The organism is Microbacterium sp. MEJ108Y (assembly GCF_000834175.1).
In the GTDB taxonomy this organism is placed as follows: Bacteria; Actinomycetota; Actinomycetes; order Actinomycetales; family Microbacteriaceae; genus Microbacterium; species Microbacterium forte.
Genome location: NZ_JXQX01000013.1, coordinates 1 through 21,547, shown reverse-complemented (window position 1 = coordinate 21,547; position 21,547 = coordinate 1). Strand labels below are relative to the sequence as shown.

The following is a 21,547-nucleotide window of genomic DNA, read 5'->3' as shown; positions in this document are numbered from 1 at the left end:
TGCCGCGGATGCGGTCAGCGTCTGCGGATGCTCTCGGGAGCATCCATGCTGAGCGTCTCGCCGCGGAAGAACGCCGGGCGCTTGATCGACTGCCAGATCATGATGACGATGCCGATCGCGATGATGCCGACGCCGAGGACGAACACGAGCCCGACCCCGCCGATGCTCGAGCCGCTGCCGTACGCGGGGTCCATCGAGTCGATGAGCGTCGTCACGAACAGCACGGCGAGGATCGCGCCGCCGACGAGCGGGAACAGGAACGTGAAGAAGAAGCTCCTGGCCGAGTCGAACCACTGCTTGCGGAAGTACCAGACGCACGCGAACGCGGTGAGGCCGTAGTAGAAGCAGATCATCATGCCGAGCGACAGAATCGTGTCGGTGAGCACGTTCTCGCTCACCAGTCGCATCACGGCGTAGAAGACCGAAGCGACGACGGCCGAGACGATCGTCGAATAGCCGGGCGTGAAGAAGCGCGGGCTGACCCGTGCGAACTTCTTCGGCAGGGCGCCGTAGTGCCCCATCGCCAGCAGCGTGCGGGCGGGCCCGACCGCGGTCGACTGCAGCGACGCCGCCGAGCTCGACAGCACCGCGAGCGAGACGAGGAACGCGAGCGGGCCCAGGATCGGGTCGGACAGCGCGAAGAACACGTTCGCCGAGATGTCCTCGTTCGCGAGCCCGTAGTCGCCCGTGCCGACACCGGCGAACATGATGAGACCGATCGCGAGCAGCAGGTAGAGGCTGACCACGACGACGACGGTGACCATCGCCGCACGACCGGGAGTCTTCTCCGGATCCTTCGTCTCCTCGTTCATGGTGAGGACGACGTCCCAGCCCCAGAAGATGAAGATCGACAGGGAGAGGCCGGCGGCGAAGGCGCTGAACGACGGCACCTCGAACGGGTTGAACCACGACCAGGAGAACGCCGTGGGCTCGGGGGCATCGCCGGAGACAGCCTTGACGATCGCGACGGTGGCGAAGATCACGAGCACCAGCACCTGGAAGCCGACGAGGATGTACTGGAACTTCTGCGTCGTCTGCATGTCGCGGTACGACACGAGCGTCGCGCCGAGCATGAAGAGCAGGCACACCACGACGTTGATGATCGGGTTGAAGGCCAGGTCGGCGATCTCGGGGTTGCCGCTGAGCTGTGCGATCAGCAGGAAGAGGAACTCGACGGCGATGCCGGCGAGGTTCGACAGCACGATCACGGTGGCGGCGATCAGGCCCCACCCCGTCATCCAGCCGATCCAGGGGCCGAAGGCTCGCACTCCCCAGGTGAACGAGGTGCCCGAGTCCGGCATCATGCGGTTGAGTTCGCGATAGCCGAACGCGGTCAGGAGCATCGGGATGAAGCCGACGAGGATGATCGCCGGAACCTGCGTGCCGACGACCGCGACGGTCGGGCCGAGCGACGCGGTGAGAGTGTAGGCCGGGGCGATCGTGGAGACGCCGATCACGACGGCTCCGAGGACTCCGACGGCCCCCGCGCGCAGGCCCTTCTGCGAGATGCCGGTCGTCACACCGGATGCGGGCTCCGTCGCCCGGTTCGAGCTGCTCATCAGCGGACTCCTGCTTCGGCGCGCGTGCGCGGGACGACGATCATGGGCACGGGCAGTTCGTGCAGCATCTTCGCTGCGGTCGAGCCCAGGAACAGGCGGCGCGGCTGCGCCAGGCGGCTGGAACCGACGAGGACGACCTCGCCGGGCAGCCACGACAGATGAGCGACGGCGTCTTCGACCGTGTCGCCGGGGGCTTCTTCGACCTCGGCCTTGAGCTCTTCGGGCAGCAGACCCTTGGCGATCTCGAGAACTTCGTTCGCGTGCTCGTCGCCGACCACGCGGATCGCCCCGGTGTCGAGACCGGGGGGCACGTCGAACGGCACGAGGGAGACCAGACGGAGACCGACGCGCGACTCGGTCGCGATCGCAGCGGCCTCGTCGAGGAGATTGTCTGCGCCGGCGCGGTTGCCGACCGCCGCCGTCACCCGCGGGAGCACGTGGTCGTCCTGCTCTGCCGTGCCGGCCGGGGCGAGCGCGACGGGGATGGACGACGAGTGCAGCAGCTCAGAGGCGACGCTGCCGAGACGGTGGCGTCCGAAGATGCTGCCGCCGGCGGTGCCGATGACGATCAGCCGCGCATCGAACTCCTCGCCGGCGGCGATGAGCCCTTCCGCGAACGACTCGGCGAAGCGCACATGACCCGTGCGGGTGAGCTCCTGCGGCAGCCGGACGACGGCATCCTCGAGCCACTCCTTCGCCTGCCGGCGGATGTGCTCTTCGTATGCCCGCTCGGGCGGAACCGCCGCGTTGCGGGTGCCCTCAGAGGGAAGCACGATCACCAGGTGCAGAACCGCGCCGAGGCTGCGCGCGAGCCGTGCGCCGAGCGCTGCGGCATCCGCTCCCGCATCCGTCGCCGTGTAGCCGACGACGATCGCGCCGGTCATCCGTCGACCTCGGCGGTGTCGCCCGCGGCACGCGTGGCTTCGACGATGGTCGATGCGACGAGGTGCCCCATGCGGATCGCGCCGTCGACGTGCTGGTATCCGGCGCCCGCCATGTCGCTGCAGGCGAAGTGGATGGGTCCGACGGCCGAACGCAGGTCGGCGCCGTAGCGGTGCAGTCCGCCCATGTCGAAGCTCGCCGCGTACGCGCCACGGGTCCACTCCTCCGTGCCCCAGTCGCTCTCGTAGTACACGACCGGGTTCTTCGCCTCGTCGCCGTAGTAGTGCGAAAGGGACTCGAGGATCCGCTCTCTGCGCTCCTCTGCCGACAGTGTGAACAGGTCGTCGGCGTTCTGGTCGCTCACGAAGCCGACCAGGGTGCCCCGCTCGTCACCGTGGTTGGTGTTGTCGTACGCCTCGTGCGCGAGCTCGTAGGGGCTGAACGCGGTGCCGCTGAGGCCCTGTTCGCGCCAGAACGGGCGGTCGTAGACGGCGTGCACCTTGATCACGAAGCCCATCGAGATGTGCTGGTGCATCTGGTGCTGGCGACGGGGCAGCGGCGGCACGAAGGCGATGCGGCTGTAGAGGATCGGGGCGTGCGCGAGGATCGCGAAGCGCGCGCGCACCGTGGTGTCATCGGTCGTCGCGGTCACGCCGTCGGCACTCCATTCGAGCGACCGCACCGGCTGGTTCAACAGCACGTCGTCCCCGAGGCGCTCGGCGAGCAGCAGCGGCACCTTCTGCAGGCCGCCGACGACGCGCTTGTCGAGGATGAAGTCGGCGTCGACGAGGTTCGAGTACGAACCGGCGGATGCCGCCATCAGCAGCGACTGCAGCAGCGAGAACGAGTGCGTGGGCTTCGTGAGCATCGCGGATCCGGTGGCGAATGCCAGGTTGCGCACTGCCTCGTCGTCGTCGGTCTGCGCGCGCAGCCAGGCATCCCACGTGACCGAGTCCCACTCTTTCGCCTTCGCGTGCTCCCAGGGGCGGTCGGGGTCGATCTCGGCGACCATGGCGTCGAGACGCTCGGTGATCTCGGCGATGACGGCCTCGGTCTCGGCGGACACCGGGAACATCTCGCCCGTGAAGCGGTGCGTCTGGCCGTCGGGGCCGACGTACACGCTGTCGCCCTCGCGATAGCGGCTGTAGGTCTCGAGCCCCAGCTCCTCGATCGTGTCCTTCAGGGCATCCTGATCGGGCGAGACCCACTGGCCGCCGATCTCGAGCATGGCGCCGTCGATGACGTCGGTCCACAGACGGCCGCCGACGCGGTCACGCGCCTCGAGGACGGCGACCGACAGGCCTGCCTTGCGCAGGTCGTTCGCGGCCGTGAGCCCTGCGGCTCCGGCTCCGACGATCAGCACGTCACGAGTGATCTCAGCCATCTGCTTCTCCTTCATTGGAAATGTGTGTGCCGGCCGCGACTCGAAATCCCCCGATCCTCGTCGCGGCCGGACGTGTGGTGGCGGTCACGACTGAGCGCGACCTCTGGTCTGTCAGGCCGCGTTCGCGGCGAGTGCGGCCGCGACGACGTCGAGGCCCTCGTTGAGCAGGTCGTCGCCGATCGACAGCGGCGGCAGGAAGCGGATGACGTTGCCGTACGTGCCGCAGGTGAGGACGATGACCCCCTGGGCGACGCACGCCTTCGCGACAGCAGCGGTCAGAGCGGCGTCAGGCGCCTTGGTCTCGGGGTCGACGAACTCGGCCGCGATCATCGCGCCATGACCGCGGATGTCACCGATGCGGGCATCCTTCTCCTGCATGGAGCCGAGACGCTGCACGAGGATCTCGCCGATCTCACGGGCGCGCTCGATCACGCCGTCGTTCTCGAAGACGTCGATCGCGGCGAGCGCTGCGGCGCAGGCGATCGGGTTGCCGCCGTAGGTGCCGCCGAGGCCGCCCGCGTGCGAGGCGTCCATGATCTCGGAGCGCCCGGTGACGGCGGCGAGCGGCAGACCGCCCGCGATGCCCTTCGCGGTCGTGATGAGGTCGGGCTCGATGCCGAAGATCTCGCTCGCGAACATGTGGCCGGTGCGGGCGAAGCCGGTCTGCACCTCGTCGGCGATGAAGACGACGCCGTTGGCGCGGCACCAGTCGGCGACCGCCGGCAGGAATCCGTCGGCCGGCACGATGAAGCCGCCCTCGCCCTGGATGGGCTCGATGATCACGGCGGCGAGGTTGTCTGCGCCGATCTGCTTCTCGAGCTGCAGGATGACGCGGGCCGCAGCCTCGCCGCCCTCGAGCCCGTCGCGGAACGGGTACGACATCGGTGCGCGGTAGACCTCGGGGGCGAACGGGCCGAAGCCGCTCTTGTAGGGCATCGACTTGGCGGTCAGCGCCATCGTCAGGTTGGTGCGGCCGTGGTAGCCGTGGTCGAAGGCGACGACCGCCTGGCGACCGGTGTGCTTGCGGGCGATCTTGATCGCGTTCTCGACAGCCTCGGCGCCCGAGTTGAACAGGGCGGTCTTCTTGGCGAAGTCACCGGGGGTGAGACGGTTCAGCGCCTCGGCCACCTCGATGTACGACTCGTACGGCGAGATCATGAAGCAGGTGTGCGTGAACTGCGCGGCCTGGGCGGCCACCGCTGCGGCGATCTTGGGGTGGGCATTGCCGACGGTCGTCACGGCGATGCCCGAGCCGAGGTCGATCAGCGAGTTGCCGTCGGCGTCGACGACCACTCCCCCGCCGGCCGCGACGGCGGCCACGGGAACGGTGTGCCCGACGCCTGCGGCGACGGCATCCGCCTTGCGGGCGAGGATCTCGGCCGATCGGGGGCCGGGGAGTTCGGTCACGAGGCGACGCTCCTGGGGGAGGTCGGGTCCGCCGAGGGGGACTGCAACAGCTGCGGTGTCGAGGAGAGCCATGTTCGTGAGCGTACGACCGGATCCGCCGTGGGCGCATTCGCCCGGCTGTACAATCTCGAAGAGATCATCGCCCGACCGTATAACGCGCTGACCGCGGAGACGAGAGAGGAGCGTCGCATGGATGACACCGAGCAGCCCACCCTGCGCGCCCTTTTCCGACGTCGTGACCTCGGACTCGGCCTGATCTCGGCCGAAGAAGACCTTCCGGCCGGCGCCCTCGATCGTCCACTGCGCTGGGTGCACAGCTCCGACCTCGCCGACCCGACGCCGTTCCTCGCCGAGGATCTCGCTCTGCTGACCACAGGCACCCAGTTCGACGCCGGCACCGACGTCGATGTCTACGTGGGGCGGCTCGCGGATCGCGGGGTGCTCGGCCTCGGATTCGGCACGGACGTGCACCGCGCAGGGATCCCCGAGGAGCTGATCCTCGAGTGCGCACGCCGCGGGATCCCCCTCTTCGAGGTGCCCTATCGCACGCCGTTCATCGCGGTCGCCCGCGCACACTCCGAGGCCATAGCCGCTCAGGCATATGCCCGCAGATCATGGGCGCTAGACACCCAGCGCGCGCTCGCACTGGCGGCTCTCCGCCCGCGGGGACTCGACGCGACCGTCGCCGAACTCGGCCGTCGCCTCGGCGTCTGGGTCGGCATGTACGACGCGGCCGGTGCTCTGCAGCTGTCGCACCCCCGGTCAGCCGTGTCTGCGGGCCGCCTGACCGAGCTCGGCGAACGCGCCACCGAGATCCTCACCCGCGGACTCGAAGCAGGGCAGTCGCTGACGATCGACGATGAGACGTTCACGCTCTTCACGGTCGGCCGCGGCGGACACCTGCGGGGAGTGATCGCGCTGGCCGTCGATGCGCTCGACGCCGAGGCGCGCACGGTCGTGACCTCGGTGATCGCGATGGCCGGGCTCGCCCTCGAGCAGAGCGACCAGCTCGCCCGCAGCAAGCGTCGGCTGAACTCGCAGCTGCTGAGCTCTCTGCTCGATGACGACCCGTCCCTTGCACGGAAGGTGCTCGGCGGCATGCCGTCGGCGCCCGTCGTGGTGGCGATCGCCGCGGACGCACCGACCGGACCGTTCGCCGACTGGTGGGACCGCCGCCGCGCCGAGCACGGCACCGCCAGCTTCCTCGCCGAGTCGCCGGAGGGCGTCGTGCTCTGCGTGTCGATGGCCGACGACGCACTGCTCGACGAGGTCGCCGCACGTTTCGGCATCCGCGTCGGGGCATCGGGCTCGGAGTCGTACGACGCGTTCTCGCGTGCCCACGCTCAGGCGCTCGCGGCACTGCGCCAGCAGTCCGGCACAGGGGTCTTCCACTTCGCCGATGCGGCGGGATCCAGCATCCTCAGCGCGCTCGCGACCGATGAGGCCCGTCTGGTCGCGGAGTCGCGCCTGGCTCCCCTGCGCGACCACGATGCGCGATCCGGCGGCGACCTGGAACGTTCCCTGCGAACCTGGCTCGAGCACGATGCGAAGGCCGATCCGGCGGCCGCTGCTCTCGGGGTGCACCGTCACACGCTGCGGTCGCGGATCACGCAGGCCGGCACCCTGCTCGGCAGCGATCTGTCGTCGTTCCCCGCCCGCGCAGAGCTGTGGGCGCTGCTGCAGACCGCTCGGGACTGACGCCTTCGGCGTCGCTACTCCCCCGCGCCCTCGCCGAGGTTGTCGGAGACGACCTCGAGCGCATGAGCCCGCGCCTGCACGGCATCCGCGCCCCGCTCCGCCGTGACGGCCGCGGCGAACACCTCGGCGAACACCAGATATGCGACGCGCGAGGTGTGCTCGAGCTCGTCGCGGAAGCTCACCCCGGTCGGGGCGATCACGAGCGACAGCGTCGCGGCCTCGGTCAGCGCCGATGAGGCGAAGGAGGTGAGGGCGATCACCGTCGCACCGCCCCGGGCTGCCGCGGTCGCGACGCGCAGGCTCGCCTCGTTCGCGCCCGATCCGCTGACGATGAGGCAGACGTCGTCGGGTGTGAGATGACGTGCGGCGATCTGCTGCGCGATGGCATCCGCGATGAACTCCGCCGCACGACCCGACGCGGTCAGCCGCATGGCGAGGTCGTTCGCGATGGGCGAGGACAGACCGTTCGCGAGCACGAGCAGCCGGCGAGCGGACGCTGCGAGCCGGACGGCCTCGCTCACGGCATCCGCGTCGAGCAGGCTCGCGAGGGCCGGAAGGGATGCCGCGACGCGATCGATCTCGCCCCGCATCCGCCCGAGCGCGCCCGGCCCGTGGTCGATGCCCGCCTCCCCCGGCCCGCTGCCGAGTTCGGAGGCGAGCGCGACGCGCAGCTGCGGGTATCCGCGGTAGCCGAAGCTCTGGCACGCGCGCACGACCGTGGCGCGGCCGACACCCGCTCGGTCGGCGAGCTCCTGGGCGGTCCATTCGACCACCGCCTCCGCCGACTCGACGATCAGCTCGGCGACGCGGCGTTCGGCGGGCTGCAGGGTGTTGAGCACCGCGGCGATTCGAGCGGTGGGTGGGGCGCTAGGAGAGAACACGGGCGCGGGCTCCCTCCATGATCCGGCGGCGGATCGCGCCGGACACGGCATCGATCAGCATCGTGACAGCGACGACCACGATGAGCAGGACGCCCACCGTCGACCACTCACGGTACTGGGTATAGGAGGTGAGCATGTCACCGATTCCGCCGACGCCGATCAGACCGAGCACCGCCGACGAGCGCACGTTGATCTCGAAGCGATACAGCCAGAACGACCAGAACGCGGGCTCGACCTGCGGCCAGACACCCCAACGCAGCACCTGCAGGGTACCGCCACCGGCCGCGCGTGCGGCCTCGATCGGCCCGGACGGCACGGCCTCTACCGCTTCGTATCCCCACTTGCCGAGTGTGCCGATGCCATTGATCGCCAGCGCGAGCGCACCCGTGAAGGGCGTGAGCCCGGTGACCGACAGGATCACGATCGCGATGATGATCTCGGGAACGGCCCGGATGAGCGAGAACAGGCCGCGCAGCAGCGCGCGCAGCCAGGCGGGGCCGAATCCGCGCGCGGCGAGCAGGCTGATGGGGGTCGCGAGCAGGATGCCGAGGATCGTACCGACCCACGCCATCTCGATGCTGCGCCAGGTCTGCCAGAGCGCCTCGGGCAGCTTCTCCCAGTTCGGGCTGCCGAACATCAGGAACGTGTAGCGGACGATCTCCGCAGGCAGGTCGGCGAGACGTGCCCAGTTGATGTCGATCGACCAGAAAGCCAGCACGACGATGGCGGTGACGATGATCCACGAGGCAATGAGCCACGGGCGTCGCGGCCTGTCGGGGATGACGGTGATGGCAGGAGGCGGAGTGAGCACGGTGGTCATACGAGCCTCCGTCGGATGGCGTCGGAGACGAGGTCGATCACGATGACGACGATGAGGATCTCCAGGATGATGAGCGAGAGCTGGTCGTAGCGGTAGAACGTGCGGACGGCGTCGATGAGCAGGCCCATGCCGCCGGCGCCTACCAGACCGAGCACCGTCGAGGCGCGGACGTTGAGCTCGAAGACGTAGAGGGTCTGGTTCGCGAACGCGGGCCAGGCGTCCGGGAGCGCGAGCGTGCGGTTGATCTTCGTCTGAGTGGCTCCGACCGCGCGGCCCGCCTCGAGCGGACCCCGGTCGTTGGTGTCGATCGCCTCCGAGACGAGCTTGACGATGATTCCGACATTGAACAGCAGCAGCGCGAGGATGCCGGGGAGCGCGCCGACACCCACCATCGCGACGAGGATCGCCGCGTAGAGCAGGTCGGGGACGCTGCGGATGACGTTCAGGATGCCGCGCACGATGATGCGCGCCGGAGCGTTCGGGTTGGTGGCGCGAGCCGCCCAGAAGCTCAGCGGCAGCGAGATCACCGCGCCGATCGCCGTCGCGATGACGGCCATCTGCAGCGTCTCGATGAGCGGCGGGAGCGTGCGCGGGAAGAAGCTCCAGTCGGGCATCAGCAGCTTGATGATCTTGTCGGCGCCGTTCTGCCAGTTGCGCGCGATCGCCGAGAGGTCGACCCCGATGCCGATGCCGGGCAGGCACATGACCACGGTGATGGCGACGATGGCCAGCAGGATCACGGGCCCACGCCACGCGCCGGACGGCCGCCGAGGTATCTCGAGCGGTGCCGGTGTCGCCTCGGTCACGTGTCGAGCCGATCGTCGGCGGTGAGGGATCGACCGTAGATGCTCTCGAAGTCGGCATCCGTCGCGCTCGCTGCCGGACCGTCGTAGACGATCCTCCCCGCGCGCATGCCGATCATCCGCGCTCCGTATTCGCGGGCGAGGTCGAGCAGGTGCAGGTTGACCAGTACGGTGATGCCGAGGTCCCGATTGATGCGGCGAAGGTCGTTCATGACACCGTGCGCGGTCGGCGGGTCGAGGCTCGCGACCGGCTCGTCGGCCAGGACGATGCGCGGCTCCTGCGCCAGTGCGCGTGCGATGGCGACGCGCTGCTGTTGCCCACCCGAGAGGTCGGATGCGCGCGAGTGGATCTTCGGCAGGATGCCGACACGGTCGAGCGCCTGATAGGCCAGTTGCCGGTCGGCGTCGGGGTAGGCGCCGAGCAGGGTGCGCCACAGGGGCGTGTGGGCGAGACGCCCGACGAGCACGTTCTGCAGCACGCTCGCCCGGCCTGCGAGGTTGAACCCCTGGAACACCATGCCGATGTCGCCGCGCAGGCGTCGCAGAGTGCGGGGCGAGGCTCCGCTGACGCGGTGCTCGCCGACGTCCAGCGTTCCGCTCGTCACCGGCACGAGGCCGTTGATCGTGCGGATGAGAGTGGACTTGCCCGACCCTGAGAGGCCCACGACCGCGACCATCTCTCCGGCGTCGATGTCGAGCGAGACACGGTCGAGACCGACCGTCCCGTTCGGGTATCGCACCGTGACGCCATCGAGACGGATGGACCACGGCGTGGACGCCGCAGCCTGGGCTGCGGCGTCCACGTGCTGGATCTGATCGGACAATTTACTGGAGCCCCAGTGCCTGGGCTGCGCGGGCGACGACGTCGAGCGACTCGGGATCGGCGGGCGCGAGCTTCGTGATCGAGTAGATGCTCGTGAGGATCTCGGAGCCCTCCTCGGTGTTCGAGAAGTCTTCGAGAGCCGTGGAGATGCGGTCCTGCAGCTCAGGCGACAGGTCGGACGACAGCGCGACGCCGTCATTCGGGATCTCCTCGGTCAGGGCGAAGACGACGACCTTCTGGCCCACATCGGGGGTGTCCTTCTGCACGATCGTGCGGGCATCCCAGAAGCTGAAGCCGACCTCGGCGTCGCCGTTGTAGACCGCCAGCACGGACGCGTCGTTCGCTGTCACGGGGATCTGCTGGATGTCGGTGTCGGTGTCGAGTCCCGCCTCCTGCAGCGCGAGGACCGGGTAGATGTAGCCGGCCGGCGAGCCGGGTCCGAGCAACGCGACCTTCGCGCCCTCGACCTTGTCGATGCTGTCGAGACCGGCAGGACCCGACATGGCGTCGGCGCCGTTGCAGAACAGCATCCCGTCGCGCTCGACCGGCTCGTCGTCGCAGTACTTGTCCGGGTTGTTCGTCATGAACTGCGCGGGGTAGGTGATGTTGCCGTTGCGCTCGGTCTGCAGCACGACCGATGCGTCGTACATGTCGTTGGCCTGCCACAGCTGCAGCGACGGGAGGAACCCGATCTGCGCCTGACCTGCTCCCATCGCCTCGACCGCGGCCTGGTAGTCCTTGGAGACCACACCCGTGACCTCGATGCCGAGCTCCTCGGTGAGGTAGTCGGTGAGCGGAGCTGCGGTGTCGACGAGGCCGTCCTGGTCCTGCGAGGGGACGAGCGCGAGCACGAGCGATTCGGGGTCGGCAGCGGGGGCGGCGGACTCGTCGGGCGCGGCGGTGTCGGTCGAGCAGCCGGTGAGCACGACGGCGAGCAGGGCGCCCGCGGCGACGAGCCCCGCGGCGGTCCGGCGGAAGGGGGAGGTACGCATTGTCATCCTTCGATGGGGTGGTGGGTGTGAGGGAGGGTGGAGTGGTGCGGGTTCAGGAACGCAACCATGCGGTGAGCTGAGGGATCAGCGTCGCGAAATCGGCAGCGCGATAGGTGGGGGTCGCGTGCGGGTCGGCGAATCCGCCGATCAGCGCGGTCTCGTGGCCACGGGCGTGGGCGGGGGCGAGGTCGTTGTGCCAGATGTCTCCGATGCTCAGCACCCGCGCATCAGCGGGCAGGTCAGCCAGGAACACATCGAGACCGGCCGGCTTGCCCGCACTCGTGACGATGCGGTCGAAGAGCCCGGCGAGGCCGAGCGCGTCCAGCGCCTGGTCGATGCGGATCGCCGGTGCGTTGGTGACGAGAACGAGCTCCGCGTCAGCCGCAGCAGCGGCGAGGAAGGCTGCGAGGCCGTCGGGTGCGGTGATCGGAGCCGCTGCGGTGGCGAGTTCTGCGCGGCTCGCGAGATACGCGGCGCTGAGCATCCGGGCATCCGCACCTCGAGCAGCCGCAGCCCGCCGCACTGCGTCGTAGCCGTCGAGGGCCTCACCGTCAGCAGCGGAGAGCGTCTCGCGGATGCCGTCGACGAAGCCGTGGTCGTCGTCGAGAGCGGCGGCCACCTGCGTGGCGTAGGCGAGAACGGGGCCGTCGCCGAGCGCGATCGTGCCGTCGAAGTCGAAGAGGAGAATGGAGTTCACGGTGTTCTTTCCGCATCCGCACTCTGATCTCGCGGACGCTCCGTCCAGCATGGTCAGTCATTGTGGACAGAAAGTCCCGATCGTGTGAACGCCGTGTGAACATTCCGTCCATCGGAGTCTTGTAGCGTAAACGCCGTGTCCGGAATCGACGACCTCACGACCGCTGCGATCCGCGCGCAGTCAGACTCGGCGACGGCCGCGCGCACAGCCCTCGACAGTCTTCCGTGGCTCGTCGCCTCGCTCGAGGACGACCGTGCCCACGGACGCTTCGACGCCTGGGGCCGATCGACCGTGATCGACGAGAACATCGGCGCGGCCGTCATCTCTCCGGCGCTGTTCGACGAGTTGCACCGCCGAGCGGGCATGAGGGCGCAGTGGCCCGTCGGCAACGCCGGCCTCCTGCACTGCTACGGGTATCTGCTGTCACTCGTCGAGACGCCATACGGGCTCAAGCGCGACCGCTGGGTGACAACCGCTCTCGCCGAGGCATGCGCTCTCACACCCGACGCGTTCCTTCCCTGGCGCGAAGACGCCACACTGCTCGACAGGGCAGGCACCGCCGCATCCGAGATCCTCCACAGCGCATCATCGTCGCGCACAGCGACCGTCGACGGGCGACACACCCGCGTCGGGGTCACCCGCGAGCAGGGACCCGCGGCTTTGGTCTACGCGGTCGCCGCCGCCTCCGAGACCACTCCGCTGCTGATCACGATGTTCCCCGTCGCCGACGCGGGCGTCGTCCTGACGGAGTTCGCGAGCACTCCTCGCCTGCGCTGGAACGCGGTGTGATCCACATACATCAGGCGCGCCGGTCACGATGCCGATCGGCGTCGAGTGGAACTTCGTCGCCTTCGCACTCGTGGCGATCGTCGCGGCGGTGGCCGTATCCCTGGTGCCGAAGAAGCCCGCGACTCTCGGCTGAGGCACGTCAGCGCGGTGCGTGCGCCTCGAGGAACTCGTAGACGTCCGTCGTGTCGACCCCGGGGAAGGCACCGGTCGGCAGCGTGGCGAGCAGCGTGCGAGGAGTCTTGACGTTCGGCCAGGAGTTCTCGCGCCACCGCCCCTCGAGGTCGGCCGGCGCGCGGCGGCAGCAGACCTCGACCGAGTGCTTCGAGACCCCACGATGCGGGGTGTCCCGGCCGACGAACCACTTCGTGTCGTCGAAGCGCACGCCCACGCTGACCGAGTGCAGCCCCTCGCTCGACGCCTCGACACGGGCGGTGCACCAGTAGGTGCCGTTGCCCGTGTCGGTGTACTGGTAATACGGGTTGAAGCGGTCGTCCTCGTCGAACACGACACGGCTCGTCCATCGGCGACAGCACATCTGTCCCTCGATCGAACCGAGCCTGTCCGTCGGGAAGTTCACGTCGTCGTTCTCGTATGCCTTCGTGATCGTCCCCGACTCGTGCACCTTGAGGAAGTGCACCGGGATGTCGAGGTGGCGGGTCGCGAGGTTCGTGAACCGATGCGCCGCCGTCTCGTACGACACCGAGTAGGCGTCTCGGAGGTCTTCGATCGAAATGGCCCTACGGGACTTCGCATCCTTCAAGGCGGGCACCACGTGGGCCTCGGGAACCAGCAGCGCCCCGGTGAGATAGTTCGTCTCGACGCGCTGGCGCAGGAACTCGGCATAGCTGCGCGGTTCGGCATGCCCGAGGATGCGGCTGGACAGCGCCTGCAGCACAGCCGTTCTCGCATCGCCCTTGGCCGGCACACTGCTCGACAGATAGAGCCGCCCGTTCGCGAGGTCGGCGACACTGCGCGTGGTCTGCGGCAGATCGGGCGCGTAGTGCAGGGTGAATCCGAGATAGGCGGCGATCTCGGATGCGGTGCGCTGCGTGAGCGGTCCACCCGGGTGCCCGACCGCCGCGAGTATCTCGGCGGCCTTGCTCTCGAGGTCGGCGAAATGGTTGTCCTGCCTGCGCATGAGGTGACGCAGCTCGACGTTCGCTCGCCTGGCCTCCTCCGGGGTCGCGGCCCGCTCGTCCCTGAGCCGGTCGATCTCGCCGTGCAGCGCGAGCAGCGCCTTCAGCGCATCCGTCGGCATGCTCTTGGCGATGCGGAAAGGCTCGATCCCGAGCGCCTGGAACGTCTGGCCTTTCATGGCGCGCTCGAGGGCGATCTCGATCGCGCTGCGCTCGTCGAGTGGCTCACCCTCGAGCAGCGCATCGATCGTGACACCGAGAGCGCGCGCGATCGCTTGAAGCTGGGTGAGCTTCGGTTCGCGCTTGCCGGTCTCGATCATCGACATCTGGCTCGGTGCTCGATCGACGGCCGCCGCGAGGTCGTCGAGGGTCATTCCCCGCGCGGTGCGCAGCTGACGGATGCGTCGACCGATCGTGAGGGAGTCGGCGTCTTCTTCGACCGCTGAAGTGCTCATGCGGCCGATTCTGTCACAGAAACAGAATTTCGCGCGATCTTCACAAGCCGAGTGGCCGGTTTCAGGGTAGATCTTCACGCACAGTGGAAACACGCCACCCGGCTTCACGGTCCGGGCATCCAACGGAGGAGACACCATGACGAACACCGCTCAGAACCCCGCACCTCGCCCCGCCGGTCTGCGCGCTGGCGACCAGGTTCAGACGGCCGCCGAGCTCCGGGAGATCTGGGAGACGGATCCCCGTTGGGACGGTGTCGAGCGCACCTACTCGGCCGAAGACGTCATCCGCATCCGCGGCTCGGTGCGCGAAGACGCGACCCTCGCCCACCGCGGGGCCGAGAACCTGTGGAACCTGCTGCACACCGAGGACTACGTGCGGGCGCTCGGCGCCTACACCGGCGGCCAGGCGGTGCAGCAGGTGCGGGCAGGCCTCAAGGCCATCTACCTGTCGGGGTGGCAGGTCGCCGCCGACGGCAACCTCGCCGGCCAGACCTACCCCGACCAGTCGCTCTACCCGGCGAACTCGGTGCCGGCGGTCGTGCGTCGCATCAACAACGCGCTGATCCGTCAGGACCAGCTCGAGCACGCCGAGGGAGAGATCACCCAGGACTGGCTCGCCCCGATCGTCGCCGATGCCGAGGCCGGGTTCGGCGGGCCGCTCAACGCCTACGAGCTCGCGCAATCGCTGATCCAGGCGGGCGCCGCGGCGATCCACTGGGAAGACCAGCTCGCGAGCGAGAAGAAGTGCGGCCACCTCGGCGGCAAGGTGCTCGTGCCCACTCAGCAGCACATCCGCACGCTGAACGCGGCACGCCTCGCGGCCGACGTGTCGGGTGTCCCGACGGTCATCATCGCCCGGACGGATGCTCTCGCCGCCGACCTGCTCACCAGCGACGTCGACGAGCGCGACCAGCAGTTCACCACCGGCGAGCGCACGACCGAGGGCTTCTACCGCATCCGCCCCGGCATCGAGTCGGTCATCAGTCGCGGCCTGGCGTTCGCGCCGTACGCCGACCTGCTGTGGGTCGAGACGGGCGAGCCCGACATCGAGCTGGCGCGTGCGTTCGCCGCGGCGATCCACGAGCAGTTCCCCGGCAAGATGCTCGCCTACAACTGCTCCCCCAGCTTCAACTGGAAGCGCCACCTGACGGACGCCGAGATCGCGACGTTCCAGCAGGAGCTGGCCGACCTGGGCTACAAGTTCCAGTTCATCACGCTCGCCGGCTTCCACGCCCTGAACCACTCGATGTTCGACCTCGCCCGCGGCTACGCCGATCGCGCCATGAGCGCGTACGTCGAGCTGCAGGAGGCCGAGTTCGCCGCAGAGGCGAACGGCTACACCGCCACCAAGCACCAGCGCGAGGCGGGCACCGGCTACTTCGATGTCATCTCGACCGCGCTCAACCCCGACAGCGCGACCCTCGCCCTCGCCGGCTCCACCGAAGCCGCGCAGTTCCACTAAGCCATTCCAAAGGACTCAGATCATGACCACTCCCACCGCTCCCCCGACCACCGCGCCGATCCAGACGACACAGCAGGGCCCGGCCATCAGCGTCACCGGCCCGCTGCGTGAGCGCTACGACGAGATCCTCACCCCCGAGGCGATCGCGTTCCTCACCGAGCTGCACCACCGCTTCGCCGCTCGCCGTCACGACCGGCTCGCCGACCGCATGCGCCGCCGGTTCGAGATCGGCAACGGGCACGACCCGCGCTTCCGCGACGACACCGCGCACATCCGTCAGGATGCCGACTGGCGTGTCGCCGGCCCCGGCCCCGGACTCGAAGACCGTCGGGTCGAGATCACCGGACCGACGGATCCGAAGATGACGATCAACGCGCTGAACTCCGGAGCACGGGTGTGGCTCGCCGACCAGGAGGACGCCACGAGCCCCACGTGGAAGAACGTCATCGAGGGTCAGCTCTCGCTGCGCGACGCGATCCGCGGCGAGCTCTCCTTCACCGGACCAGCGAGCGACGCGGGGCCGGGCAAGGAGTACCGCGTCACCGCCGAACGCACGCCGACGATCGTGATGCGCCCTCGCGGCTGGCACCTGCCCGAGAAGCACCTGCAGTTCACCGATCGCGCGGGGCGCCGCACTGCGGCATCCGGTTCGCTCGTCGACTTCGGACTGTACTTCCTGCACAACGCTCGGGAACTGATCGCAAACGGCCGCGGACCGTACTTCTACATCGCCAAGCTCGAGTCGAGCGAAGAGGCGAAGCTGTGGGACGACGTGTTCACTTTCAGCGAGGAGTACATCGGCATCCCGCACGGCACGATCCGCGCGACGGTGCTCATCGAGACCCTGCCTGCGGCGTTCGAGATGGACGAGATCCTCTTCGAGCTGCGTGATCACTGCGCCGGCCTCAACGCCGGACGCTGGGACTACATCTTCTCGATCATCAAGAACTACCGCGGCCGGGGCGCGCGCTTCGTGCTTCCCGACCGCAGCGAGGTGACGATGACCGTTCCCTTCATGCGGGCGTACACCGAGCTGCTCGTGCAGACCTGCCACAAGCGGGGCGCCTACGCGATCGGCGGCATGAGCGCCTTCATCCCGAACCGGCGCGACCCTGAGGTGACGGCACGGGCGATCGAGAAGGTCTCGGCCGACAAGAAGCGCGAGGCCGGCGACGGCTTCGACGGCACATGGGTGGCGCACCCCGACCTGATCCCGACCGCGCAGGCCGAATTCGACGCCGTTCTCGGCGATCGACCTAACCAGGTCGACCGTCAGCTCCCCGAGGTCACGGTGACCGCGTCGCAGCTGCTCGACCTGCACATCGGTCGCCCGATCACGGCTCAGGGCGTGCGTGACAACGTGTCTGTGGCGATCCGGTACCTCGAGGCGTGGTTGCGGGGCCTCGGCGCGGTGGCCATCGACAACCTGATGGAGGATGCCGCGACCGCCGAGATCAGTCGCTCACAGGTGTGGCAGTGGATCCACCAGGACCGCACCACGGAGGACGGCACGCCGATCACCGCCGAGTACATCGAGGGCTTGATCGGCGAGGTGCTCGACGAGGTCGAACGACGCGACGACGACCGATTCGACGACGCGGCATCGGTGTTCCGCGATGTCGCGCTGCACGAGGAGTTCCCGGCGTTCCTGACGCTCGGCGCCTACAGCCGCTTCCTCGTCGAGGAGGCCTGACCCTCTGCACGAGAGCCCCTCGGATGCCGCAGTTCGGCACCCGAGGGGCTCTGTCACGCGACGCCGGACGTTCGCCGAAGGGTCGGGTCCGCCCCTCGAGAACGGGCGTAGCCTGAGATCATGAGCGACGTCTGGTCCGACATCTCCTCCGAGTTCCTGCATCTGTATCCTCGCGGGCGACGGCTGGTCGTCGTCGCCGGAGCGGATGCCGAGCGCTCACGCCGCGCAGCGGACGACCTCGCCTCCGCCCTGACGCCCGCGGGTCAGCAGGTCGAGCGGAAGCACAGCGCAGACGGCGACGAGCAGGCTCTGCGCGCCGACATCATCGCTCCGTTCCGCGCCGCACCCGACGGCGGCACCGTTCTCATCGTCTCGGGTCCGCCCGAGTTGCTCAGCACGACAGCGCGCGGACTCTGGAACTTCATCGTGTGGCAGCTCGCCGGCGACGAGACGCCGCACTCGATCGCCACTGCGATCGTCGATGTCTCAGACCCCGATCATCCGACCCGACGCTTCGCCGACTACTGCGCACTGCCCTCGTCGTTCGGCGCCTGACAGCATCCTCCGCAGCCGGGTTCGCGGGTGCCTCGGTCCCCCCGACCGAGGCACCCGCACGTCCGCCGGCGCTGCGCGCCGACGATCCGTCGTGCCCGACGCTCTCGCGCCTTCCCCCGAGCTTCCGGACGGGCGATCCCGCCTCGTCCGGAAGCCGTGACGGCGGGCGTGTCGGAAGCCGCGGCTTCTCCCTCACCTGCCGTCATGGCCCGCCTGGGGACACGGGCAGGTTCAGGTTATGCACGCGGCCAGGATGCCGAAAGCGCCGCGGACCGTCCCGTCACCGGGTGAGCGGAGCCCGGCACGCTGTGCCACAGTTGGCGCCGGAATCGCGGTCGCGCGTCACTCTGCGCACCGCGTCCGGTCAGCGCGCCGGCCCCACCAGACCCCGATCTTGAACGCGGCGACCCTCGTTCGATTCCGGCGCCCGGCGCCCGACACCGCCGACTCAGACCGAGGGGCCCGGCTGCTCGTCGCTGAGCAGCATCGCTTCGGCAAGCCGCGAGGGTTGCGTGCGCGCGGCCATCCGAAACGCACTCGGGCTCACCCCGACGTGACGGGAGAACTGGGCACGAAGCGCCGCCGCGTCTGCGAAGCCGGACTGCGCAGCGACCGTCGCGAGATCCTGTGGCGGAGCGGACACCAGCTGCTCACGCGCCGTCACCAACCGCCGACGAAGCAACCGCGCGGCAAGACTCTCGTCCATGCCGGCGTACAGCCGGAAGAGCTGGCGACGGCTGACGTGCAGTTCATCTGCGAGTTCCGCGATGCCGAATGCCGAATCTCGATGGCGTCGTTCGATGATCCTGTCCGCCTCAGCACGCACCAGAGAGGCCCGATCGGTCTCGCCGTCGCCCGGGAACTGCCGGAACAGGCTGCGCACGAGCGCGACGAGCGCCGCTTCGGTGCCCGCCAGAGCTCCTTCGCCTTGATCAGGATCCTTCGCCCATTCGAACAACATGCGCCCTAGAGCGGCTCCCGCGGCCCTGGTCAGCGGGGTATCGGGAAATACGTCGGCTCCCGCTGCGAGCACATGCTGATATCCGGGCACTGCGGCGACCGGCACGACCACACCGGTCGTCTCGCTCACACCGAGATGCTCGATCGACGACGTCCCGAGACTCGACATGAATCCCATCCGCCCGACGCTCAACAGCTGCACGCCGGCGGCGGTGCGCAACCGCTGTCCGCCCTGATTCGCCATGCCGAGGATGATGATGTCCATGCCCTCCGGTGCGCCAACTTCGTAGCTGACCGTGTGCGACGTCTCGAGCGTGCTGTAGAGCATCGTGGCGCCGATGGATCTGCGCAGCAGGGCAGCCTCGAACGCATCCGGATCAGCCGCCTTCATGGTGCCGAAGTTCGAGAGCTGCAGCATGCCGAGCGCACCGTCCAGGCGCATCGTCTGCGCGGTGAACCACGACGGGATTCTCGCGCCGTCGCCCGCGCCCCCTGGTGGCGGCGACCACAGTCCGCCTGAGAGCCGACCCAGCCATGCGGCCATCTCCGCATCATCGAGTACTCGTGCCATCGCATCCCCCAGCGGGTGCGAGCTGCCTTCTGCGCCCGCCCCAATCCCCGCCCTCACGATAATTCCGCCCGATGAGGCACAGCAATATATACGTTCGACCGAGCCCCGCACGAGGTCGACCCCGCGCACCGAGGCGGCGGATGCGCGGTCCGACGGCGGGTGACGTCGGCAGCTCAGCGGAAGGACGCGGCGACCGAGTTGCGGTGATAGTCGAACACGATGCTGGTCCGGGTCGAGGCGACGCTGCTCTGCGCAGAGAGGTGCTCGAGCACGAATTCGCGCATCTCCGAGGAGTCCGCCACGGCGATGTGCAACAGGAAGTCGTCGTCTCCGCCGAGGAAGAACACCTGGATGACCTGCGGCAGCACCCGCACCCGGTCGGCGAACTCGACGATGCTCTCCCTGCGCCCGCTGGGGCGCAGGGTCACGCCGATGATGGCCTGCAGTCCGGCGCCCAGCCTCCGCTCGTCGACGCTTGCGTGGAAGCCGCTGATGACCCCCCGCTCGACGAGTGCGCGCAGGCGGGCGTGCGCGGTCGACGGTGCCACTCCGAGCTGGCCCGCGAGCTCTGCGTTGGTCATCCGACCGTCCGCGCTCAACAGCTGTACGATCCTGGCATCGACTGCATCGAGTGCCGGCGCCCGAAGGGTGTTCGCCTGAGGGGCTTCGGATGACGTCTCCATGCGAATGATTATGCAGGATTCGCGGGTGAAACGAATGTTCTTCAGGGAATCTGTCGAATCGTCGACGTTTCTGCGATTCTGAGATGCACTCACGCAACCGTCACTTGGAGGATCGATGAAGATCGGCGTGCCGACCGAGGTCAAGAACAACGAGAACCGCACCGCGCTCACCCCCGCGGGTGCAGATCGGCTGGTTCACGAGGGCCACCGCGTGCTCGTGCAGTCGGGAGCGGGAGTCGGCTCAGGCATCTCCGACGAGGCGTACCGGATCGCGGGCGCCGAGATCGTCGAGACCGCCGAGGAGACCTGGGGCGAGGCAGACCTTCTCATCAAGGTGAAGGAGCCGATCGCCCAGGAGTACGGATTCCTGCGCTCGGACCTCACCCTCTTCACGTATCTGCATCTCGCCGCAGATCGGGCGCTGACGACCGCGCTCGTCGACGCGGGAACCACGGCCGTCGCCTATGAGACGGTGCAGCTGCCCGACCGCAGCCTGCCTCTGCTCGTGCCGATGAGCGAGATCGCCGGTCGCCTCTCTGTGACGATGGGCTCATACTCACTCATGCGATCCGCGGGGGGACGCGGAGTGCTGATGGGCGGCATCGCAGGGGCCCCGCGCGCCAAGACCGTCGTGATCGGCGGCGGCGTCGCCGGCGAGCATGCGGCTGCGAACGCGCTCGGCCTCGGGTCCCAGGTCACGGTGATCGACATCTCGCTTCCGCGTCTGCGCGAGCTCGAGCACCGTTACGGCGGCGCTCTCCAGACGCGTGCGTCGAGCCGGTACGACATCGCCGAAGAGCTCGCGACGGCGGATCTGGTGATCGGATCGGTGCTGATCCCCGGTGCCGCAGCGCCGAAGCTCGTCACCGACGACATGGTCGCCGGAATGAAGCCCGGCTCGGTGCTCGTCGACATCGCGATCGACCAGGGCGGATGCTTCGAGGGATCCCGTCCGACGACGCACGACGACCCCACCTTCGCGGTGCACGACTCGATCTACTACTGCGTCGCGAACATGCCCGGCGCCGTGCCCGAGACCGCCACGAGGGCTCTGACCAACGCCACCCTCCCCTACGTCTCTGCCATCGCCGGCAAGGGCTGGGAGCGCGCTGCGGCAGACGACGCCGCACTCGCCAAGGGCCTCAACGTCCAGGGCGGACGCATCACCCTGGATGCCGTGGCGAAGGCCCACGGTCTCGCGTCCGCCTGAACAGCTGCGGAGGCACCAGATGGGTCGGGGAGTCACCTCCCCGACCCATCTTCTCGTCAGCCACCCGCCCTAGGGCAGGTCGTCGAA

19 protein-coding genes are annotated in these 21,547 nt (G+C 68.7%); 6 read left to right on the top strand and 13 right to left on the bottom strand.

The genetic code is table 11. The annotated features are described in order from the left end of the window. Positions 1-14: 14 nt before the first annotated feature. The 4 genes from RU09_RS08465 to gabT form a co-directional block, all read right to left on the bottom strand. On the bottom strand, positions 15-1,559 hold the full coding sequence (locus RU09_RS08465) for an APC family permease (RefSeq protein WP_042539533.1): 1,545 nt from the start codon (positions 1,557-1,559) through the stop codon (positions 15-17). Further along, positions 1,559-2,443 (bottom strand): universal stress protein, encoded by an 885-nt coding sequence (locus RU09_RS08460; protein ID WP_042539531.1) that lies wholly within the window; start codon positions 2,441-2,443, stop codon positions 1,559-1,561. The genes RU09_RS08465 and RU09_RS08460 overlap by 1 nt, the downstream gene beginning before the upstream one ends. Then, positions 2,440-3,825, bottom strand: a complete 1,386-nt coding sequence (locus RU09_RS08455; RefSeq protein WP_042539684.1) for a flavin monoamine oxidase family protein — start codon at positions 3,823-3,825, stop codon at positions 2,440-2,442. The genes RU09_RS08460 and RU09_RS08455 overlap by 4 nt, the downstream gene beginning before the upstream one ends. A gap of 111 nt (positions 3,826-3,936) precedes the next feature. Next, positions 3,937-5,304, bottom strand: coding sequence for a 4-aminobutyrate--2-oxoglutarate transaminase (gabT, locus tag RU09_RS08450; protein WP_042539530.1), 1,368 nt, complete (start codon positions 5,302-5,304; stop codon positions 3,937-3,939). 117 nt (positions 5,305-5,421) lie between these two features. Here gabT and RU09_RS08445 point away from each other — a divergent pair, with 117 nt between their 5' ends. Next, the gene (locus RU09_RS08445; RefSeq protein ID WP_042539682.1) at positions 5,422-6,930 is read left to right on the top strand and encodes a PucR family transcriptional regulator; all 1,509 of its coding nucleotides are present in this window, start codon (positions 5,422-5,424) and stop codon (positions 6,928-6,930) included. Positions 6,931-6,944: 14 nt separating this feature from the next. Here the strand turns inward: RU09_RS08445 and RU09_RS08440 are convergent, their stop codons facing one another. Genes RU09_RS08440 through RU09_RS08415 form a run of 6 tightly spaced genes read right to left on the bottom strand, consistent with a single transcriptional unit; the run spans position 6,945 to position 11,946 of the window. Continuing rightward, positions 6,945-7,769 (bottom strand): MurR/RpiR family transcriptional regulator, encoded by an 825-nt coding sequence (locus RU09_RS08440; protein ID WP_231567495.1) that lies wholly within the window; start codon positions 7,767-7,769, stop codon positions 6,945-6,947. 28 nt (positions 7,770-7,797) lie between these two features. Beyond that, positions 7,798-8,631: a phosphonate ABC transporter, permease protein PhnE gene (gene phnE, locus RU09_RS08435; RefSeq protein WP_042539526.1), complete on the bottom strand. Its 834-nt coding sequence runs from the start codon at positions 8,629-8,631 to the stop codon at positions 7,798-7,800. Continuing rightward, positions 8,628-9,437 (bottom strand): phosphonate ABC transporter, permease protein PhnE, encoded by an 810-nt coding sequence (gene phnE / locus RU09_RS08430; RefSeq protein WP_042539524.1) that lies wholly within the window; start codon positions 9,435-9,437, stop codon positions 8,628-8,630. The genes phnE (RU09_RS08435) and phnE (RU09_RS08430) overlap by 4 nt, the downstream gene beginning before the upstream one ends. Continuing rightward, positions 9,434-10,258 carry a phosphonate ABC transporter ATP-binding protein gene (gene phnC, locus RU09_RS08425; protein WP_231567494.1) on the bottom strand — a complete coding sequence of 275 codons (825 nt, stop codon included), beginning with the start codon at positions 10,256-10,258 and terminating at the stop codon, positions 9,434-9,436. The genes phnE (RU09_RS08430) and phnC overlap by 4 nt, the downstream gene beginning before the upstream one ends. A 1-nt stretch (position 10,259) precedes the next feature. Further along, the gene (gene phnD, locus RU09_RS08420; RefSeq protein WP_042539522.1) at positions 10,260-11,249 is read right to left on the bottom strand and encodes a phosphate/phosphite/phosphonate ABC transporter substrate-binding protein; all 990 of its coding nucleotides are present in this window, start codon (positions 11,247-11,249) and stop codon (positions 10,260-10,262) included. Between the two features lie 52 nt (positions 11,250-11,301). After that, positions 11,302-11,946: an HAD family hydrolase gene (locus tag RU09_RS08415; protein ID WP_231567493.1), complete on the bottom strand. Its 645-nt coding sequence runs from the start codon at positions 11,944-11,946 to the stop codon at positions 11,302-11,304. Between the two features lie 135 nt (positions 11,947-12,081). On the opposite strand from RU09_RS08415, the gene RU09_RS08410 reads away from it, so the two are divergent. After that, complete coding sequence (locus RU09_RS08410; protein ID WP_231567492.1) at positions 12,082-12,735, top strand: amino acid deaminase; 654 nt, start codon at positions 12,082-12,084, stop codon at positions 12,733-12,735. A 139-nt stretch (positions 12,736-12,874) separates the two neighbouring features. Here the strand turns inward: RU09_RS08410 and RU09_RS08405 are convergent, their stop codons facing one another. Beyond that, positions 12,875-14,326, bottom strand: a complete 1,452-nt coding sequence (locus RU09_RS08405; RefSeq protein WP_042539518.1) for a helix-turn-helix domain-containing protein — start codon at positions 14,324-14,326, stop codon at positions 12,875-12,877. A 136-nt stretch (positions 14,327-14,462) separates the two neighbouring features. Here RU09_RS08405 and aceA point away from each other — a divergent pair, with 136 nt between their 5' ends. The 3 genes from aceA to RU09_RS08390 all read left to right on the top strand — a co-directional run bounded on the left by aceA (position 14,463) and on the right by RU09_RS08390 (position 18,036). After that, positions 14,463-15,788, top strand: coding sequence for an isocitrate lyase (gene aceA, locus RU09_RS08400; RefSeq protein WP_042539516.1), 1,326 nt, complete (start codon positions 14,463-14,465; stop codon positions 15,786-15,788). A gap of 22 nt (positions 15,789-15,810) precedes the next feature. Next, positions 15,811-17,481, top strand: coding sequence for a malate synthase A (gene aceB / locus RU09_RS08395; protein ID WP_042539514.1), 1,671 nt, complete (start codon positions 15,811-15,813; stop codon positions 17,479-17,481). 120 nt (positions 17,482-17,601) lie between these two features. Continuing rightward, a complete protein-coding gene (locus tag RU09_RS08390; protein ID WP_042539512.1) occupies positions 17,602-18,036 on the top strand; it encodes a hypothetical protein in 435 nt (144 codons plus the stop codon). Between the two features lie 448 nt (positions 18,037-18,484). Here the strand turns inward: RU09_RS08390 and RU09_RS18075 are convergent, their stop codons facing one another. After that, positions 18,485-19,540 carry an AraC family transcriptional regulator gene (locus RU09_RS18075; protein ID WP_052492906.1) on the bottom strand — a complete coding sequence of 352 codons (1,056 nt, stop codon included), beginning with the start codon at positions 19,538-19,540 and terminating at the stop codon, positions 18,485-18,487. A gap of 200 nt (positions 19,541-19,740) precedes the next feature. Beyond that, entirely contained in the window at positions 19,741-20,250 is a 510-nt protein-coding gene (locus RU09_RS08380) for an Lrp/AsnC family transcriptional regulator (protein WP_042539510.1), read from the bottom strand. Between the two features lie 115 nt (positions 20,251-20,365). Between RU09_RS08380 and ald the strand changes: the two genes are divergently transcribed. Next, positions 20,366-21,460 (top strand): alanine dehydrogenase, encoded by a 1,095-nt coding sequence (ald, locus tag RU09_RS08375; protein WP_042539508.1) that lies wholly within the window; start codon positions 20,366-20,368, stop codon positions 21,458-21,460. Positions 21,461-21,547: the final 87 nt, after the last annotated feature.

What these genes read in the sequence shown, in the direction of transcription:
- RU09_RS08465 (WP_042539533.1), bottom strand. Translation starts at nt 1,559, where the DNA reads ATGAGCAGCTCGAACCGGGCGACGGAGCCCGCATCCGGTGTGACGACC.
- RU09_RS08460 (WP_042539531.1), bottom strand. Translation starts at nt 2,443, where the DNA reads ATGACCGGCGCGATCGTCGTCGGCTACACGGCGACGGATGCGGGAGCG.
- RU09_RS08455 (WP_042539684.1), bottom strand. Translation starts at nt 3,825, where the DNA reads ATGGCTGAGATCACTCGTGACGTGCTGATCGTCGGAGCCGGAGCCGCA.
- gabT (WP_042539530.1), bottom strand. Translation starts at nt 5,304, where the DNA reads ATGGCTCTCCTCGACACCGCAGCTGTTGCAGTCCCCCTCGGCGGACCC.
- RU09_RS08445 (WP_042539682.1), top strand. Translation starts at nt 5,422, where the DNA reads ATGGATGACACCGAGCAGCCCACCCTGCGCGCCCTTTTCCGACGTCGT.
- phnE (WP_042539526.1), bottom strand. Translation starts at nt 8,631, where the DNA reads ATGACCACCGTGCTCACTCCGCCTCCTGCCATCACCGTCATCCCCGAC.
- phnD (WP_042539522.1), bottom strand. Translation starts at nt 11,249, where the DNA reads ATGCGTACCTCCCCCTTCCGCCGGACCGCCGCGGGGCTCGTCGCCGCG.
- RU09_RS08405 (WP_042539518.1), bottom strand. Translation starts at nt 14,326, where the DNA reads ATGAGCACTTCAGCGGTCGAAGAAGACGCCGACTCCCTCACGATCGGT.
- aceA (WP_042539516.1), top strand. Translation starts at nt 14,463, where the DNA reads ATGACGAACACCGCTCAGAACCCCGCACCTCGCCCCGCCGGTCTGCGC.
- aceB (WP_042539514.1), top strand. Translation starts at nt 15,811, where the DNA reads ATGACCACTCCCACCGCTCCCCCGACCACCGCGCCGATCCAGACGACA.
- RU09_RS08390 (WP_042539512.1), top strand. Translation starts at nt 17,602, where the DNA reads ATGAGCGACGTCTGGTCCGACATCTCCTCCGAGTTCCTGCATCTGTAT.
- RU09_RS18075 (WP_052492906.1), bottom strand. Translation starts at nt 19,540, where the DNA reads ATGGCCGCATGGCTGGGTCGGCTCTCAGGCGGACTGTGGTCGCCGCCA.
- RU09_RS08380 (WP_042539510.1), bottom strand. Translation starts at nt 20,250, where the DNA reads ATGGAGACGTCATCCGAAGCCCCTCAGGCGAACACCCTTCGGGCGCCG.
- ald (WP_042539508.1), top strand. Translation starts at nt 20,366, where the DNA reads ATGAAGATCGGCGTGCCGACCGAGGTCAAGAACAACGAGAACCGCACC.